At 57.2% G+C, this 15,996-nt stretch carries 16 protein-coding genes; 14 read left to right on the top strand and 2 right to left on the bottom strand.

Annotation, left to right across the window (positions count from 1 at the left end; genetic code table 11):
* Positions 1-481: 481 nt before the first annotated feature.
* Genes CTR53_RS05405 through CTR53_RS05375 form a run of 7 tightly spaced genes read left to right on the top strand, consistent with a single transcriptional unit; the run spans position 482 to position 5,642 of the window.
* The gene (locus tag CTR53_RS05405) at positions 482-1,210 is read left to right on the top strand and encodes a conjugal transfer protein TraL (RefSeq protein WP_290809772.1); all 729 of its coding nucleotides are present in this window, start codon (positions 482-484) and stop codon (positions 1,208-1,210) included.
* 14 nt (positions 1,211-1,224) lie between these two features.
* Positions 1,225-1,452, top strand: a complete 228-nt coding sequence (locus CTR53_RS05400; protein WP_290809771.1) for a hypothetical protein — start codon at positions 1,225-1,227, stop codon at positions 1,450-1,452.
* Positions 1,449-1,859 (top strand): hypothetical protein, encoded by a 411-nt coding sequence (locus tag CTR53_RS05395; protein WP_290809770.1) that lies wholly within the window; start codon positions 1,449-1,451, stop codon positions 1,857-1,859. Before CTR53_RS05400 ends, CTR53_RS05395 begins: the two co-directional genes overlap by 4 nt.
* 24 nt (positions 1,860-1,883) lie before the next feature.
* Positions 1,884-2,213 carry a TrbC/VirB2 family protein gene (locus tag CTR53_RS05390; RefSeq protein WP_290809769.1) on the top strand — a complete coding sequence of 110 codons (330 nt, stop codon included), beginning with the start codon at positions 1,884-1,886 and terminating at the stop codon, positions 2,211-2,213.
* Positions 2,210-2,527 (top strand): hypothetical protein, encoded by a 318-nt coding sequence (locus CTR53_RS05385; protein WP_290809768.1) that lies wholly within the window; start codon positions 2,210-2,212, stop codon positions 2,525-2,527. The genes CTR53_RS05390 and CTR53_RS05385 overlap by 4 nt, the downstream gene beginning before the upstream one ends.
* 17 nt (positions 2,528-2,544) lie before the next feature.
* Positions 2,545-4,908: a type IV secretion system protein VirB4 gene (locus CTR53_RS05380; protein ID WP_290809767.1), complete on the top strand. Its 2,364-nt coding sequence runs from the start codon at positions 2,545-2,547 to the stop codon at positions 4,906-4,908.
* Positions 4,890-5,642, top strand: coding sequence for a hypothetical protein (locus CTR53_RS05375; RefSeq protein WP_290809766.1), 753 nt, complete (start codon positions 4,890-4,892; stop codon positions 5,640-5,642). Before CTR53_RS05380 ends, CTR53_RS05375 begins: the two co-directional genes overlap by 19 nt.
* A 5-nt stretch (positions 5,643-5,647) precedes the next feature.
* On the opposite strand, the gene CTR53_RS05370 is transcribed toward CTR53_RS05375, so the two are convergent.
* Positions 5,648-6,130 (bottom strand): hypothetical protein, encoded by a 483-nt coding sequence (locus CTR53_RS05370; RefSeq protein WP_290809765.1) that lies wholly within the window; start codon positions 6,128-6,130, stop codon positions 5,648-5,650.
* Positions 6,131-6,625 carry a hypothetical protein gene (locus CTR53_RS05365; RefSeq protein WP_290809764.1) on the bottom strand — a complete coding sequence of 165 codons (495 nt, stop codon included), beginning with the start codon at positions 6,623-6,625 and terminating at the stop codon, positions 6,131-6,133.
* Here CTR53_RS05365 and CTR53_RS05360 point away from each other — a divergent pair.
* The 7 genes from CTR53_RS05360 (at position 6,597) to CTR53_RS05330 (ending at position 15,987) form a co-directional block, all read left to right on the top strand.
* The gene (locus tag CTR53_RS05360) at positions 6,597-7,670 is read left to right on the top strand and encodes a hypothetical protein (protein WP_290809763.1); all 1,074 of its coding nucleotides are present in this window, start codon (positions 6,597-6,599) and stop codon (positions 7,668-7,670) included. The two genes, CTR53_RS05365 and CTR53_RS05360, sit on opposite strands and share 29 nt — an antisense overlap.
* 248 nt (positions 7,671-7,918) lie before the next feature.
* Positions 7,919-8,662, top strand: a complete 744-nt coding sequence (locus CTR53_RS05355) for a VirB8/TrbF family protein (protein ID WP_290809762.1) — start codon at positions 7,919-7,921, stop codon at positions 8,660-8,662.
* The gene (locus CTR53_RS05350) at positions 8,659-9,921 is read left to right on the top strand and encodes a TrbG/VirB9 family P-type conjugative transfer protein (protein ID WP_290809761.1); all 1,263 of its coding nucleotides are present in this window, start codon (positions 8,659-8,661) and stop codon (positions 9,919-9,921) included. Before CTR53_RS05355 ends, CTR53_RS05350 begins: the two co-directional genes overlap by 4 nt.
* A complete protein-coding gene (locus tag CTR53_RS05345) occupies positions 9,921-11,045 on the top strand; it encodes a TrbI/VirB10 family protein (RefSeq protein ID WP_290809760.1) in 1,125 nt (374 codons plus the stop codon). The genes CTR53_RS05350 and CTR53_RS05345 overlap by 1 nt, the downstream gene beginning before the upstream one ends.
* A 14-nt stretch (positions 11,046-11,059) precedes the next feature.
* Positions 11,060-13,183, top strand: a complete 2,124-nt coding sequence (locus CTR53_RS05340; protein WP_290809759.1) for a hypothetical protein — start codon at positions 11,060-11,062, stop codon at positions 13,181-13,183.
* Between the two features lie 44 nt (positions 13,184-13,227).
* Positions 13,228-14,166, top strand: coding sequence for a CpaF/VirB11 family protein (locus CTR53_RS05335; RefSeq protein ID WP_290809758.1), 939 nt, complete (start codon positions 13,228-13,230; stop codon positions 14,164-14,166).
* Positions 14,167-14,181: 15 nt separating this feature from the next.
* Positions 14,182-15,987 carry a type IV secretory system conjugative DNA transfer family protein gene (locus CTR53_RS05330; protein WP_290809757.1) on the top strand — a complete coding sequence of 602 codons (1,806 nt, stop codon included), beginning with the start codon at positions 14,182-14,184 and terminating at the stop codon, positions 15,985-15,987.
* Positions 15,988-15,996: the final 9 nt, after the last annotated feature.

Genomic DNA, 15,996 nt, shown 5'->3' with positions numbered 1-15,996 from the left:
CGAAGCGCGAGATTTTTGCGCTTAAGCCAGAGATTGCAACCCTCATTAAGAATGGGGCCACGCTTGTCGAGGCCTACAAAATTCTCTGTGCTGCGGGCCGCCTCACTGTAGGCGAGAGCACCTTCTTCCGTCACGCGGCGGTTATTCGGGATGAGTGCCTGGCCGAGCCTCAACAGGCCAGGACACCGATAGAACTCACTCCCGAAGTCCTGGCTTGGCTTGCGGCTGCCCCCAAGCCAACCCAGTCAACCACCACCCCACAATCGAATCCTGCTCAACCCGCTGCTGCCATCCCGGCTGCGGTTCGCATCGATTCGCCCTCAATGCCGGTTCGACCGGCTGAACCTGCCCAGGCCAGTCCCACGAGGCGGCCGGTAGGGGCAGGACAGGAACCCGAGGTTCTGAAGTTCAAGGGCCTCAAGTCAGGTGGGGACCACTGGTGACGACAAACAGCAAACGCCAACCAAGGAGACGACAGGTTATGAAGCAAGTTCATCTGATCCTGCAGGGGAAGGGCGGCGTCGGCAAAAGCCTTGTCGCCTCCCTGATCACTCAGCACTTCCTGGCTAAGGGCCTGGCTCCGATCTGCTACGACACGGATCCGGTAAATCAGACCTATGCCGGCTACAAAGACTTCGGAGCCATACGCCTTGAGCTGATGCGAGACGGCAACATCGATCAGCGCCTATTTGACCAGCTGATCGAAGCGATCATCAACGCCAAGGACGATGCCACTTTCATCGTTGACAACGGCGCTGCGACCTTCGTTCCGCTCTGCGCCTATATGTTCGAGAACGACGTTGCTGGCTTCTTTAAAGAGCATGGCCTGCAGCTGGTCATCCATTCGGTTCTCACTGGCGGTCAGGCCCAGACCGACACCATGGATGGCCTTGCCTCCCTCCTGGATCACTTCAAAACCGTCCCTGTCGTTGTTTGGCTGAACGAATTCTTCGGCCGCGTCGAGCGCGACGGAAAGAAGTTCGAGGACAGCAAACTGTTCCGCGACAACCAGGAACAGATCCAAGCCCTGATCCGCATTCCCGAGGTCCGCAAGGAAACCTTCGGCGCTGATATGGACCAGATGCTGCGCCAAAAACTGACGTTCAAGGAAGTCAAAGAGGCGGCTGGCTTCACAGTGATGGCCAAGCAGCGGCTCGCGATGACATGGCGGACCATCGACGGCCAGATCGCCGCCGCGAACCTCTCGTGACAGGAAAGCCAGCAATGAGCGATCCATCCAAGTTCAAGGATCTCTCCCTGGCGGCTTTGAGCCCGGCCAGCAGGAGGGCCATCGATCAACAGCTCTCGATGTATAGCCTATCGACGACAATGGAAGCCGTCGGCCTCCTCCGCAAAGTCCAAGTCGCCTACGGCAAGGGCTCATGGCCGAACATCGATGACTTCCTGTCGCGCCTGGACGCGCAAGGCACAACCGTGGGGGCGGAGCCATGACGGACCAAGCTGCCTTTGAACCGATATCCAAGCAGGAAGTTCGCACCATGCTTCTCGCAGAGCATGGCGTGGCAGTCGGTGAGGACGATCCCATTCTCATGTCTGTGACGCTACACACCGCATTCATGGGTGACCTGGCGCGGTCTCTGGAAGCACATCGCAAGGCTCAGAATGAAAGCTTCGAGCGGGCCGTGGTTGGTGTGGTGGAGTCCGTAACGCAGTCCGCCAACAAACTGCGCGATGCCTTGCTCGATGGTGCAGTCCGCAGCGTGCTGAATGGTGTGGCTCAACAGTCGGAAGCACTTGGCACGCTGCAAAGCAAAACCAAGTCCCAACTGATCGCTCAAGCAGTCCTCACCAGTCTGAATTGGGCCGCCGTCATCACCTTCTTCTTCATCCTGAAATAACAACCACAACCGGGGGAACCCATAATGCGTAAACCCACAGAATACCTGCCGTCGTTGATCCTTTTGATCGCGGTGGCTTTCGTCACGTTCGCAGCTCCTCAGCTCGCTATTGCTGCTGATGACTCCTGGGTCGAACCAGGTGTGGAGGCGGCTAGTAATATCGAAGCGGGCCTTGTCACGCTGGGCGCGGTCCTGGTTGGCATCGGCGTAATCGTTGCCGGCATCATCGCGACATTGAAGGGGCAGATGGATTGGCAGCGTCTCGCCATGTGTATCGTCGGCGGGATTTGCATCATGGCCGGTCCGGCGATCATTCGCGGCCTGATCAACCTCAGCAAGAGCATGGGCACATGAAGGCCAGTAGCTTCGTGTTCACGGGCGTTCAGAAGCCGCTGACGCTCTTTGGGCTGCCGCCCAAGGTGATGATCCTGGTGATCGCCGGCATGGGCTGCACCTTCGGCCTAATGGTGGGTGTCGGCTTCGCTCCGCTGGCCATACCCACCTCCCTTGCGGTCGTGATCTGTCTTTGGACGTGGTTGTGGCGCAAGAACAACCAAGATTGCCACTTCGGCAATTACCTGTTCTCGACCCCGCGTTTTTGGGCTTCTCGGGGCAAGACGGCGTTCTTCCTTGCCGGCCGTGCCACTCAGCTCGACAGGTTGCCGTAATGTGGGGTGAAGTCATCATGACCAGCCTTGCGGCTCTGTCGGTTGGTGCGCTTGTAGAGCCGTCGACGCGCAAGCTGTTTCTGGGCGATGTGTCCCAGGACTGGATCGCGAACGAGCTGGAGATCGATGGTATCGATCCAGATCTGCAGTCAGTCCGAGTCAAAAGCGGCGGACTGTTTAGAGTTTTCCAGATTCGCGGCACTAGTTATGACGCCAAAGTAATGCCGCAGCAGGAGCAAATGCTGCTCGGTCGGGCAGCACTGCATCATGCTTTAGGTAAACTTGGTATCCACCACTGGATATTCGGCATCAAGCGCCAGCGCGACATCGGCTTTCAAGCCGAGTGGCCTAGCAGCACCCTCAAAGAAATAGGCAACGCTGAGCGCGCCGTATTTCAGTCGGCCTATTACGTCAACTGGTATGTAGTAATCGGAGGGAGGACTAAAACCGCGATATTAGAGGGCTGCGACAAAGTCACGTCGATGATGGAGCAGTATAAGCCAGCGCTCCTATCCTCTCCTGAGTCGTCTGAAGCACCATGCCCCCTGACTTGCTTCGTCAATTACCTTGTCTCGGGTGAATTCCGCGATGATCTGACACGACGTTCAGGCAGTATGTCGGGAAGCATTCCGGCAGCTGATCTGATTGTTACGACAGATGGGACGATTTCTACACGCGTTCCATATCTGAAGATCCACCGGACGATTGCGATCCGCGACTGGCCCGAAAGTCTCACGGGTCAAATATTGGCCGATATTCTGGCGATCCAAGGCGATCTTGAGATTGCACAGATCTGCGAGCCCTGGGATCGCGACGAAGCGATTGCACTCTACAGCCGCCGCAAAAAGGAGCTGGAATCATCATTCATCAAGAGCGATGAGCTGCTGGCCCAGGTCGTCGCCACCCTAGCGCTGCTCGCTGCCGGCAACACCACCGTTTTCTCCACCCAACTCCAGATAACGGCGCGAGGCTCAACTGAACCGGAGCTGGATCGCCTAATCGGTGATATCTGCAAAACACTTGGTAGCCGCCGAATAGAATATTCTGTTGAGACCAAAGGTGCTGGACTTTGCTGGTTTGCTCGAATTCCGTCGTTAAAACAGCGGCGCGTTTCCAGCTCAACTAGTCTGCTCAGGCCGCTGATACTGCGCGAGCAGAATATCGCAGCCATCTGGCCTTACCATCACTCATATACAGGCCAGCCGACTAGCCCGCTCGGTGATAGGCCCGTCCGGTATTTCAGGACGCCATCTGGCCAAGCCTATGCGCTTCAATTCCATGTTTCTCAGAAGCGCCAGTCTAAGGGCCATTTTCTCTGCTTTGGCCCGACAGGTGGAGGCAAGACCACGCTGATTATCCACTTGCTGGGCGGCTTAGCCAAATTCAATGGCGTCCGCTCTTACGTCTTCGATTCTAAAGAGGGCGCGCGCTTCATGATCGAGGCCATGGGCGGCCTTTATCAGGGTTACGATGAACTTCAGCTCAACCCGCTCGATGTTGGCGACGACACAGCTAAAAACCGGCAGCGGATCTACACAATCCTAAAGGCCCTCGCTGGTCATTATGAACGCGGTGAGAAGGATGACGAGATCCTCGCCCATGCAGTGGAGCTGGTATTTAAAACAGAAGTACCTAACCGCACCCTCAATACGATTTTTGAATTTGCGTTCCCACGTGGAACTCACTTGCGGCGGGCTATTGCGCCGTGGGTGGTAGACGGAAAGGGCAGCAAGGGCATTCGCTCCCACCTGATGAATGCCCCCCACGATAGCCTGGGAAGCTTCCTGGCAGCCTCGCACCTGGTCGGCATCAATATGAACGAGGCCCTGGATGACCCTGCAACAGGACCGGGCGTCGTCACCCACATTTCGTCAGCTATTGGAATTTCGGCATCCAGCAACACCAAGGGTTTCGGGATCTACATCGATGAGGCGGCGAAGCTTCTACAGAATGACGGCTTCAAGTCCCTGGCTATCGAGATGTTCCGCGAATACCGCAAGCTCGATGGATTTGTCGGCCTTGGCTTCCAGGATCCGAAGGCACTTTTCGATTCTGGTGTCAGTGATGCAATTCTCGACAACACCGCGACCCTGATCTTCCTGCCGAACAGCCAGGCACGTCGCGACAGCCTGGAACGCTTCAATCTGAACGAAGAGCAGATTGGCTTCATCCTCGGCGCAGGCAACACAAAGGAGGGCCAGCGCCAGGCTCTAGTAGTCCAGCGCGATGCGACTACCGGCCTGGATGAAAGCGCGATCATCGATGTGAACCTGGCCATCCTAGGTGATGCCCTTCGGTTCTATCGCTCAGGCCCGGAAGCCAACCGCGTCATCGCCGATCTAAAAACTCAATGGGGGGCCGAATGGCTAAACCATCTTTGAAGTCCTACGCGGCTGCGCTGCTGCTTTCGGCTTTGGTGTCGACAGCAACGCCGTCATATGCCCTAGACCAGGTAATCGACCAGGCGGCGATTGCGAAGTTGGCCGAACAGCTCACCAAAATGCAGCAGCAAATCGATGCGCTGACCGCCATCATGAATGCGACACGCCAACAGGCAAATGCCATCGGCAAGATGGGGCAAATCTCGATACCGATGCTGAACCTGCAGCGAGTGGCCAGCAGGCTCCGTCAGGATTCCGAATGCCTTATGCCCAATTTCGACCGATTGATGCCCGGCGTCGATATGGACGATGTGTCATGGGGCTCGATCTGCCACGCATCTAGTGGCTACCGGACCGCAATGTGGCTCGATCCCAAGAAGATGAAGGGCCAGCCCTTCGCAAAGCAAGATGAAATGCGCCGCGCCGTAGAGTCGCGTCGCATCAACATCGCAGTCGACGCGGCTGCGAAAGGAAATGGCCAAGCAGACATGGCCATTCGCGGAGCTGAAGATATGAACAAAGCTGCGTCAGATTTGGAAACGGCGGTTCTCGCCGCAAAAGAAAGCAACGAGTGGCTTGCTAGTATCGCCCAAGGACAGGTCGTTATCGCTAGGGCGCATATCCAACAGACACAGATCCTCGCGCAACTGCTCAAGGTGCAGTCCACTTATATGGCGCTTACGTCCTTGCCTCCGCAAAGCGTCCTTGCGGCAGAAGAGGAAGGTTCACCGTGAGAGCGTCAATCAATAATTTGATTACGCAGCGTTCGCGCGATCTTTATCGCTGCGCGATCCTCATGGGGATCAAGGTCGAGCAGTATGCCTTCGGCGACCTTGCTACCGCCGATAGGACGGTTTTTGTCTTTCATTCCCTTACGCTTCTTGGGGACTATGCGCGCCGGCTTCTCGCCGTGACTGTTACGTTCGAACAAGACCGGCTCGGCGTTACTTTCACGGAACAGGTAAATTGTCAGGGGAAAAAGCGGGAAGAACAGAATGATAGGCAGCACTGTCATGGGTATGTGGAGGATGCCCAACAGCAAATCCTTCTTCTGGGGACTTCCGGCCATAGCACTTTCGATCCTCGCCAACGCCCGCTTCCTCAGCTGTGCATATGGCAGCAAGACCGCCAGGGAAAGGGCAAGGTAAGCCAGCACAGCCCAGGCCGGGTCCGCGAGAACCAGGTCGAGCTTATCGAGCATCACCTTGACCCAGTGTGGCATTCAATTTCCAACTCGCCACTCTTGCCAGTCCGGCAAGTCATTGCATTGTCCTGTGAAGATATTGCCCCGTCGTATTGCAGCGCAGGCATTGCTTGCCTGATCCAGGTCATTCCACTTCCTGATACGGCTGGGGGCAGCTCTCCAATATCCCCACAATTCGTCCCACTTGTACGCCATCAAGTACAGGTCGTGGCATCGCTTAATCAGCTCTGCATTTCTTTCATTCTCGAGATCGCTCATAGCGGCCTTGCGGTCCGTATCCAGCTTTTTTGCCCAACGCTCGTACTCATTCCCTGCTGGGCAGTTTGCCTTTCTGTACTTTTGGAGCTGTTCGGCACCTTTCAAGGCCGTCCAATTCGCTTTCGCCGCAGCGAAATCAAAAAAGCTATCCCGATGCACGTTGTTGCCGAAGCGCCAGTCCTGAGCGCTTACCGGGGCAATTCCCAAAAAAGTCAGGGTGACGCCAATGAATAACGAATGCTTCACGGACGACATTGTCGCTGAGTATGTCGACCTGGCCAATGGATATACCCAAGAACTGAGTATGGCTCTGGTTAGCGCCATGCAAACTGCCTTTCTTGCATACATTGGAATCTGGGTAATCGTGCACGGTTACCGGATGATTCTGCTCAAAGCAACAGTATCGGACCTCGGCAAAGAAAGCATCTACGTCTTCATTTCCGCGTTGCTTCTCTTTGGTTCGGGACCAGGCTTAGTCAACGTCATTTTCATCGCTGCACTGAAGATGATGGGCGCAGCGGCAGCAACGGCGCTTCTAGTCGCCAACAAAGATGTACAAGGCGCGCCCGCGCCTTCAACCGAGTCTCTAGGTGCCGGTATGACCGAGTTGGTATGCGTTGCAGAAGAAGGAGTTGTTTCCGTCTTTCAGATGGCCTTTTCCATCGCAAAGACTGTCGGGTGGACGAACTGGCTGCCCGTACTTTTCGCGATTGTTTTGATCGTACCGTACTTTCTAGTACTGATCGTCTACTTCTCTCAGGTCGTAGTATCGATCTTCCGCATCACGATGTTGGCTACACTCAGCCCATTTATGATGTTGGGTTTTGGTTTCGGCTGGGGCCGCGAGATCGCCACCAAGGGCATTCGCACAGTAATTTCATCATTCATGGTGCTTTTCGGCAGCACCCTTGCCTTAGGCATCATGCTTTACGGGGTCACACGTCTTGGCCTCGACGACATGCCGCTCGATCAAGCCGCTGATTTCGCTCGCATCAACAACGCAAAATTCGTCCTCGCTGTCGCATTGGGCTGGCTCGGCACAGCATTCATGACTGAGGCGACGAGCATCGCCAATTCGATCACTGGCTCCCAGCTCACAAATCAGGCGGCCGCGATTATCACGGCCGGCACAGCGGCTACGGGCGCGGCCTTGTTCAAGTACGGCCGCCAAGGACTGTCGATGATTCCGAACATCGGAATGAACTCGCAAACCGGCGAACTCAAGTTCAATGGCCAGAGCATCGGCGATCACGTCCAGGCGCTGCTGCAGAAGGCCACCAAGCAGCCCCCCAAGCCCTAAGCCAGGAGAACCGCGTTGAACACAACATCCCTTATTCAGGTCACACCTCGGAAGCCGGGCTTGGTCAGGAAGTCGCTCTCTGCTTTAGCGGGCGGTTTCGCAGTCGGCCTATTCCTGCTTCTCCTGGTCGGCTGCACCGTTTCCGGCAAGAGCGTTGAAATGCCAGCCAATGACGGCAATGGCAGTGACCTCATGCGGAAAAGCCCCTGCGCTTGTTCCGAGATCGACTTTAACAGCAGGGGCTTCGTATGGGCCTCTTGAAGCTAAAGCTGCCTCCATTCCCCAAGCGGGCGCGAGGCACTGTCGCCGGAGCCGGCACCGTCGTTCCCACCGATCAGCACCAGTCAGTGAATGAAGCAGATCCCTATAGCTTCCAGGTTGCTCATCGTCGGTTAGCCTGGCTGCTTAGGATTTCGGCCGGCACAAATATCGCGCTGCTGTTTACGATCGTCGTTCTGGCCAATGCCATCGCGACCATGATTCCGCTGAAAACAACGGAAGTAGCGTTGGTTCGTTCCTACGATGCCAACGATAAAATCTATCGTATCGAGCCTATCGCGAAAAACGTCTACGGCTTCGATGTGGCCATGGAAGGCATTGCGAAGCGGTATGTCCGCGAATGCCTGGAAATTGACTCCGTTACTCAAGTCGAGCGCATGCGCTTCTGCTCGCGCGTGGCGGATGGCAAGTATTTTGAGCGATTTACCAAGGACCGGAAGGCCGAGGTCGAGAAAGAGATCAAGGGCGGCCTGACGCGCTCAATCATGATCGAAACCGCCGAACGCATCGAAGCGGTCGGCAACACCTACAAATACTCGGTCGAGCTTCTGCAGATCGATAAGCGCAACGGCGTCCTGGTCGAGCAAAGGAAGCTGCGCGCATACCTCAACATCACCACCCGACCACATCGGGTCCATCCCGTCGACAAGTACGAAAACCCGCATGGCTTCACCGTGCTGGAAATGTCTCTCAAGGAGAGGGCTAACGCATGATTTATCTAGTTTTGATTGCTGCTCTGGTGTGCCTGGCGGCCAGCATGTTCGGGCTGCTCGTAGGCGACAAGTATCTCATGCGCTGGTGCCTACTGGTCGGCTTCATTCCATTCTCTCTCATGGCGTACCAGCTGCACCGTTCGGAGAAGCGGGCTGCCGAAGGCAGCCGCCCCGGGCCGCTGTTCGCATTGGACTTTGCGGTTTTCTGGGTCGTGGTCGCCGTTGGCGTGTTGGTGGCTGCTGCGTCTGCCACGGCTCAGACGGCGGTTGGCGGTCCGCGTGTGCTCGGCGGATCCTCGTCAGGAATCCCGACGCCGGCACCGCTAGGGCCGGTCACGGCCGTTCCGGTCCCGGATTCCATGGTGCGCCAGGCGGCAGACCAGGCTGAGGGCAAGTTTACGGCAATGAAGCGGGGCGCGGTTGGCGGTCAGGTCCAGGAAGCCTGGGACAGCGACAAAGCCAAGGGCACCTTCAAAGCGCAGATGTGCAACGACTGCGAATATAAGGTCCGCCTGCGTGAATACATGGTCTCCCTGATCGAGCTGCCGACAGGTGAGCAGATCGAGAATTGGGACAACGGCGATACTGAGAACTTCGAAGTCGTAAAGCGTGGTGATCGTCGGATTGCCGTTCGGCCGCAAGGTTTCGGCATCGATACAAATCTCATTGTTTACGGCAAGTCTGGCCAGACATATCCGATCTATCTCCGCACTGAGAGCATCAACAGTCGGAACGTCCCGGATCTGCGGTTCGTGATCGAGGGGCATGTTCGCATCGTTAAACCTGCACCGCTGGCGAGCGAAACCGAACCCTCGAAGGACAATGTAGACCAGGATGCGACTGAACCTGCAGGTAACGGCATCACCAAACCGCGTAATCAAAGCAGTTCTAAATCACCAACACCGGCAGCACTGGCGGAAGCGGCCAAGGCCGTCAGCAGCTCTCAAAAGCAGCCGGACTTTGTTCAAACGGCTGCCTTCAGCCCCGACAGGCTGCGGGGTTGGGGCAATTACAGCCTTCGCGGCAGCAATGAGCTGAAGCCGGAGACTGTCTTTAGGGACGACTATTTCACCTACATCCGGTTCGGCGATAAGTGGAAGGATATCGAACTTCCGACCGCCTATATCGTGGTGGACGGCATCGATGAGACGGTCAACACCCGCGTCAACGGTACAACTCTCGTCGTCGAGAGCACGCAGCGCCTCATCACGCTGAAATCCGGCCTAAGCTTCATCTGCATTGAGTACAGGGGCGTTTGATGGCCCTCTGTGACGTCTTAGTGGCCCTTGGCTTGACGTTCGGTGGCATGTGTGGACCGCAAGCGCCGGACCGGCAGCCGGCACTGCCGGCCGACGACCAGGCAGCGTGGAATTTTAAGCCCGCGCCGCCCGCGCCGCCGCCGCCTCCTCCGTCGCCGGCAATGCCGCCTGTGGTGATCGAGCGCACTGTGTCGGCACCGCAGCCACCCGCACCGGCCCCGGTCGTGACACCTCCGCCAAATCCATATCGCCTGGCCTTGGCGTCAACACTGGCCAGGCGTGCCTCTGGCGGCTTCCAGCTGGCTCCGCACACTGCCGCTGAATCGATCATCACGTCCGGCATGCCCAACGCCGGCATTCAGAATGTCAACTTGTCGCCGCCACCACCCCAGATCCAGGAGAAATACCATCACGACGGCAGGATCTCAGGCCTCCCGGTCGACAGCTCGCGGATCCTCACAACCGACCGCTATATCAGCGTCATTTTCGAGACTGGCGTTAACAGCCAGATCGAAAGCAAGAACGGCGGCCAGGTCATCCTTCAGGTGAGCCGGGACGTGTTTGGCTATCACGGCCGCAATCTCCTGGTTCCGAAAGGCTCCCGCATGGTCTGCGACTACAGCAGCCCTCGCCGGCAGGGTGACTCCAGGCTGTCATTCAATTGCGCCCGGATCCTCATGGCCGAATACCGCTCGGAGATCCTGCAGCTCGCAGCGCCCGTGGCTGACGTACAGGGCCGTGGTGGGGTGACTGGCGATGTAGATAACCGATTTTGGGAGCGTTATGGCACGGCGTTCATTCTCGCCGGCCTCTCTGCCAGCGTGCGCCTGGCCACTGCAGTCGGAACGCAAACCACCACCACCACGACTGCCACCACGACATCTGGAAGCACCACCTCGGCCATTGCCGATAAGGGCTCCCAAGAGCTGAGCCAAAAGCTGGGCGAGATCGCCGCCTCCGATCTGGAGCGCAACATCAACCTCATGCCGATCATCACAATTTCGCAGGGTACACGGGCGCAGATCCGACCTGCCCAGGACTGGTACATCCGCCGAATCGAGGATGGCCCTGCTCCGCCACCAGCCGACCTGGCTAGCTCGGCCGCCAAACCTTCAAGCAAGTAAGCAAGGGGAAGACCATGACTAGAATTGTCATCAACTGCATTGCCGCCATCGTTCTGACGATCATTGGAACAATGGCGATCGGGGCGCATGCCCAAACCAAGCCTGTTTCCGCTCTGCCGGAGGCACCCTCTCTGGCTGAAAAGGTGGAGATCCTGACCAAGGCCAGGACCGCCATCGATGTTCCGCTTAACGAACCGCGCGCCATCGATCTGTCCCTGCTGAACGTGCCAGGGATCGAGCGGACATTGACTGATGGTGTTACTGCCAAGGGCTACACCCGATATGTCGACGTGAACAGCAAGAAAATTGGCCAGGTCGTCCTGGTCGGTGTGGAGAAAAACGGCCGCCAGGAAGCTCTGAACTCGACAGATTTCACCGCCCAATTCGATATGACAAAGCCGCAGCTGGATCCTGCGGCCGATGTGCTGGTGAAAGGTGATCGCGCTCAGCTCCGGGCTGCCCTGGAGAAACTTGCTGCCGCCAAGCAAGAGGAGAAAAAGGAAGAGCCGGCCAAGGCAACTCAGCAGGCCGCCGCTCCGCAGTCGAATAGCGGCCAGCGCCAGAACGACCTTGCCGGCAACTATCAGACGCCTTCTGCAGTGTCAGTGGCACCAGCGCCGGAGGAATCCGTGCGCGTTTCATCGGATGGCTGCCCGATCCGCGTCGACCTGGCGCAGCTGAGGGCTGTCCAACAGAACAAGTCGATTACCTCAAAGGGCGGCACGGTCCAGTCTGAGACCGAATGCAGTGATTCAAGCAAGGGGTTCCCGCTGCTGCGCAGCTACAGCGTCTGCAGCGATCAAATCGATCTGGACGCCCGGAAATCCCAGGCACAATTCAAGCTCTATTATGTTGATGAGGGTGGCGCGACCAAAGAAGTCACCGACTGCACTCCGGATGCCGACAAGATTTTTCCCATTGTCGAGAAGTACGACTCCTGCACTGTCTCGCTTGACTATGTAGGCAAGCTGGCGACGCCTAGAGCGACGCTGGTTTACATGGATGCCAGCAACCGCGAGGTTCAGGTTCGTGGTTGTGAAGCTTCTGAGGCAAAACCAGCCGTTCAGCTGGTGGCGACAACGAACGGCTGCTCGATCCGCCACGATTTCGCCAACTCGAAAAGCTTTCAGCAAGGAACGCATCATTACACACTGGAAGGCGTCACCTATCAGGCCGGCGCTTGCGCGGACAATGGCACTGAGTATCCGCAAACCAAAGTCTACACGGATGCCGGTGGGGCCTATATCTGCCAACCCGTCATCGATCAGAACGCCAGCACCGTTGCCTTACAGAGCAGGCTGCGAATCACCGTCGGCTCTCTCAGCCAGTTCATCACTGATTGCACGCCAGACACATCGACTCTGGCTGTCCAGTCTACGACAGACGGCTGCACAGACCCGTCACTGTGGCAGCACGACATGGCGGCAGCGCGGTCCTATGGGCAAGAGCGGTTCTTCTTCCTCGACAATGGCAGCCGGAAGTATCTCGGCCAGTGCCAGAACTCGCAGTCCGTTTACGTCCATAAGGTTCAGATCACCGGTTATCAGAACCATGATGGCCAGCTCTATAGTTATGCACAAACGACCGTTTACATCGAACCTGCTTCTGGCCGGTTTGATATCAAGGTGAGCGAGGTTCTGCCCGGGGCTGTGCAGCTTCCCTATGAGCTGCAGGGCACCAGTACCGTTCCGACCGGAACCTCGACATACCAAGGATGCGATGCACTTCGCGAGACCAATAAGGTTGAGCAATGGAAGCGCTCGGACAACACGATTTACAACAAGGTTATCGGCGCTGGCACGCCGGCCGGCCCAGTCGATGTTTGCGTTACCACGCTCATAGATAACCGGCGGCTCACGACCGGATATTACTACCAACTGTTTCACACCGTTGGGGACAGCAACCAACAAGACTACTGGTACCAGCGAATGTGGGTGACTGGATTAATTCAGAAACACCAACTCAAAAACACTGAGACTGGCCAGATTGTAGGTAACACCTGCTCGTTCGATTCTGGCGGCTGGTACTCTGGCAACGGCGGGATAATGGATAGCCAGGTGCTCAACTGGCATTGGACAAACATTGGCCCTCCCGGACCTCCGGTGCAGCAGATGTTCCTGCCGCCCTGCCCGTATTGAGCCTGGTCAGCACCATGAATGCTCCCGTTCATGGATCTGACCTGATGCTGCGCCGGCTGCTTGAGCCGCTGGCGCAGCATTACTCAGATCCCAGCACTATTGAGATTCGGATGGTCCGGCAGGAAGTCGTCACGACCGACCGGCGCGGCGATGGTAAGCGTCAGATTGAATGCCCTGAGCTATCGCTGTCGGTGATCGAAACGATCTGCAAGGCTCTCGGCAACTGGCATGGCCTGGTATTCGATCCAGATACCAAGCCGAAGCTGTCAACTGTCCTGCCTGGCGGTCACCGCTTCGAGTGTTTGGTTGGTCCTTCTGTCCAAACCGGCCTTTCCCTGGCTATCCGCTGTAAGCATCCGTTTAGCCCCAGCTGGCAACAGCTGGGGGTGAATGATGCTGTGAGGAATTATCTCATCGGCGCTGTCAGCGCCGAAAAGAACATCATCGTTTCGGGTGCCACAAATACTGGCAAAACGACCCTTCTGAATAAGCTACTGGAATGCATCCCGGAGGATCGGCGCGTTATCGGCGTCGAAGATACGCCTGAGCTGCATCTGGGCAGGTTCTGGGATGGGGTTGGTTTGATCGCCGCCCGTGAGGAAGGCACTGGTGCCGGGATGATTACCTGGCGGCAGATATACGACCATCTGATGCGCGCCACACCCGATCACCCCATCCTGGGCGAGATCTCCACCCAGAATGCATTTGTCGCGCTAGCGATCCTCAACAGCGGCATGACGGGCTTCATGTGCTCGATCCATGCCGAAAGCACGCACCAGGCGATCAATCGCAAGTTCGAGCAGAACATCGCCTGGTCAGGCAATCACATGCCGAAAGTACCTGAGTTTTTGCGCGAGCTGGTCGACGTAGTTGTGCAGATCAAGCGCAGCAGCGACGGCTGGCGTCGCATTACTGACATTTACGAGCCTCGGAACGACAGGTTCATCCTGCAAGACGGTAATTTCCTGCTGGCGGCGGCATAACTTTCGAGAAAAACAATGATTGCGGTTCGAATTTCATTCGTCGTCGTGTTCCTCCTGACTCTGGTCGCCATCGGGATTCAGTGGCATTGGGCGGTAGGCTTTAATTCGCTGGATCCGAGGTGGTGGGTCTGGCTTCTCAAGACCATCATGGTGACCGGCGGCCTGCCGTCGAATCTCCTATACCCCGTGTGGTGGACAGGCGCTGCCGGCGTCGTCGTCATGGGCGCGGCGGCGATGCTGATCGCACGAGCCGACACGACCACCCTCCATGGCGGCCGTGATGCCCGGAATACCCATGGCTCCGCAAGGTGGGCGAACATGGGCGATGCCAGGCGAGCCGCCCTGCTTGGCTCAGTTGGAGCCGTGGTAGGTGGCTGGAAGGGCAATCTGCGGGTCCGCCCCCTGCATCATAACGGTCCTGAGCATATTCTGGCTTATGCGCCGACCAGGTCGGGCAAAGGCGTCGGCCTGGTCGTGCCCACCCTGCTCTCATGGCTCGAAAGCGCCCTGGTGCTGGATATCAAGGGCGAGAACTACGCCCTGACGGCCGGTTGGCGAAACGCTATCGGCCACCGCGTCCTGCGCTTTGACCCCGCCGCCCTGTGCGGCTCAGCCAGGTACAACCCGCTTGCAGAGGTCCGCATCGGATCGCCGTACCAGGTGGCTGACGCCCAGAACATCGCCAGCATGATCGTGGATCCCGAGGGCAAAGGCCTAAAAGACTTCTGGATGAAGGAGGGTTGGGGCTGGCTCACGGCCGCCATCCTCCATGTGCTGTATGTCGTTTATCGCGATAGCGGCGGTGAGAAAATCGCCACGCTCGCAGATGTTCATGAATTTATGTCGGTTGGCGGTGACGAAATTGAAGTCGCCGGCAGCGATGGCGATGCCAGCTTTAAAGCGCTGCTTGACGACATGACGCAGTATGAGCACGGCGACGCCGTCGCAAACAGGGTCGTGAGAGCTGCGGCAAGCGGCATGAAAAAGCGCGCACCGAATGAACGCAGCGGCGTGCATTCGTCAGCAAAGGTAGACCTGTCGCTATACGCCGATCCGATTGTTGCCCGGAATACCTCGATCTGTGACTTCCGCATCGCGGATCTGATGAACAGCGACAAGCCTGTTTCGCTCTACCTCGTGATCCCGCCGAAAGACATTAAGCGCCTGCGGCCGCTTTACCGGCTTATGCTGAACCAGATCCTCAACCGGCTCATGCCGGAATTGACGTTTAGTGCTGGCCAGCCAACTAAACATTATCGGTACCGCCTGCTCCTCATGCTCGATGAGTTCACGTCGCTTGGGAAACTAGACATTTTCCAGGAAGCGCTGGCGTACATGGCCGGCTATGGCCTCAAGGCATTCATCATCGTCCAGGATATTGCCCAGCTGCAGAGCCAGGACGCATACGGAAAAGATGAAGCGATCACCAGCAACTGCCATATCCGTGTGGCCTATGCGCCCAACAAGTACGACACAGCCAAGGCCCTGTCGGAATTGACGGGTAAAACCACGCTGGTACAGCGAAAGCGGTCCAGATCCTCAAAGGCTGGCGAGCTGACCGGCAATATCTCGGAAAGTATCTCTGAGGTCGGACGCAATCTGATGACGCCCGATGAGTGCATGAGTCTGCCCGGCCTTCGCAAAGGCCGGTTTGGCCGTGTTGTGCCCGGCGACATGCTGATTTTCGTAGCTGGCCAACCAGCCATCTACGGCCGGCAGTTTCTATTTTTCAAGAACCGCACGCTAAGGCAGCGGTCATCGATTCCCGCACCGTCCAATGCAACCAACGAAGGAGAAAATGCATGTCAGGTGGCAGCGTGAGCAACCCTC

The sequence above is a fragment of the Ferrovibrio sp. genome (assembly GCF_002796975.1).
In the GTDB taxonomy this organism is placed as follows: domain Bacteria; phylum Pseudomonadota; class Alphaproteobacteria; order Ferrovibrionales; family Ferrovibrionaceae; genus Ferrovibrio.
Note: the sequence above shows the minus strand (reverse complement) of the source record. Positions and strands in the feature narration are given on the sequence as shown.

Coding starts and splice junctions, on each gene's coding strand:
- CTR53_RS05405 (WP_290809772.1), top strand. CDS start 482: ATGAAGCAAGTTCATCTGATCCTGCAGGGGAAGGGCGGCGTCGGCAAA.
- CTR53_RS05400 (WP_290809771.1), top strand. CDS start 1,225: ATGAGCGATCCATCCAAGTTCAAGGATCTCTCCCTGGCGGCTTTGAGC.
- CTR53_RS05395 (WP_290809770.1), top strand. CDS start 1,449: ATGACGGACCAAGCTGCCTTTGAACCGATATCCAAGCAGGAAGTTCGC.
- CTR53_RS05390 (WP_290809769.1), top strand. CDS start 1,884: ATGCGTAAACCCACAGAATACCTGCCGTCGTTGATCCTTTTGATCGCG.
- CTR53_RS05385 (WP_290809768.1), top strand. CDS start 2,210: ATGAAGGCCAGTAGCTTCGTGTTCACGGGCGTTCAGAAGCCGCTGACG.
- CTR53_RS05380 (WP_290809767.1), top strand. CDS start 2,545: ATGACCAGCCTTGCGGCTCTGTCGGTTGGTGCGCTTGTAGAGCCGTCG.
- CTR53_RS05375 (WP_290809766.1), top strand. CDS start 4,890: ATGGCTAAACCATCTTTGAAGTCCTACGCGGCTGCGCTGCTGCTTTCG.
- CTR53_RS05370 (WP_290809765.1), bottom strand. CDS start 6,130: ATGCCACACTGGGTCAAGGTGATGCTCGATAAGCTCGACCTGGTTCTC.
- CTR53_RS05360 (WP_290809763.1), top strand. CDS start 6,597: ATGAATAACGAATGCTTCACGGACGACATTGTCGCTGAGTATGTCGAC.
- CTR53_RS05365 (WP_290809764.1), bottom strand. CDS start 6,625: ATGTCGTCCGTGAAGCATTCGTTATTCATTGGCGTCACCCTGACTTTT.
- CTR53_RS05355 (WP_290809762.1), top strand. CDS start 7,919: ATGGGCCTCTTGAAGCTAAAGCTGCCTCCATTCCCCAAGCGGGCGCGA.
- CTR53_RS05350 (WP_290809761.1), top strand. CDS start 8,659: ATGATTTATCTAGTTTTGATTGCTGCTCTGGTGTGCCTGGCGGCCAGC.
- CTR53_RS05345 (WP_290809760.1), top strand. CDS start 9,921: ATGGCCCTCTGTGACGTCTTAGTGGCCCTTGGCTTGACGTTCGGTGGC.
- CTR53_RS05340 (WP_290809759.1), top strand. CDS start 11,060: ATGACTAGAATTGTCATCAACTGCATTGCCGCCATCGTTCTGACGATC.
- CTR53_RS05335 (WP_290809758.1), top strand. CDS start 13,228: ATGCTGCGCCGGCTGCTTGAGCCGCTGGCGCAGCATTACTCAGATCCC.
- CTR53_RS05330 (WP_290809757.1), top strand. CDS start 14,182: ATGATTGCGGTTCGAATTTCATTCGTCGTCGTGTTCCTCCTGACTCTG.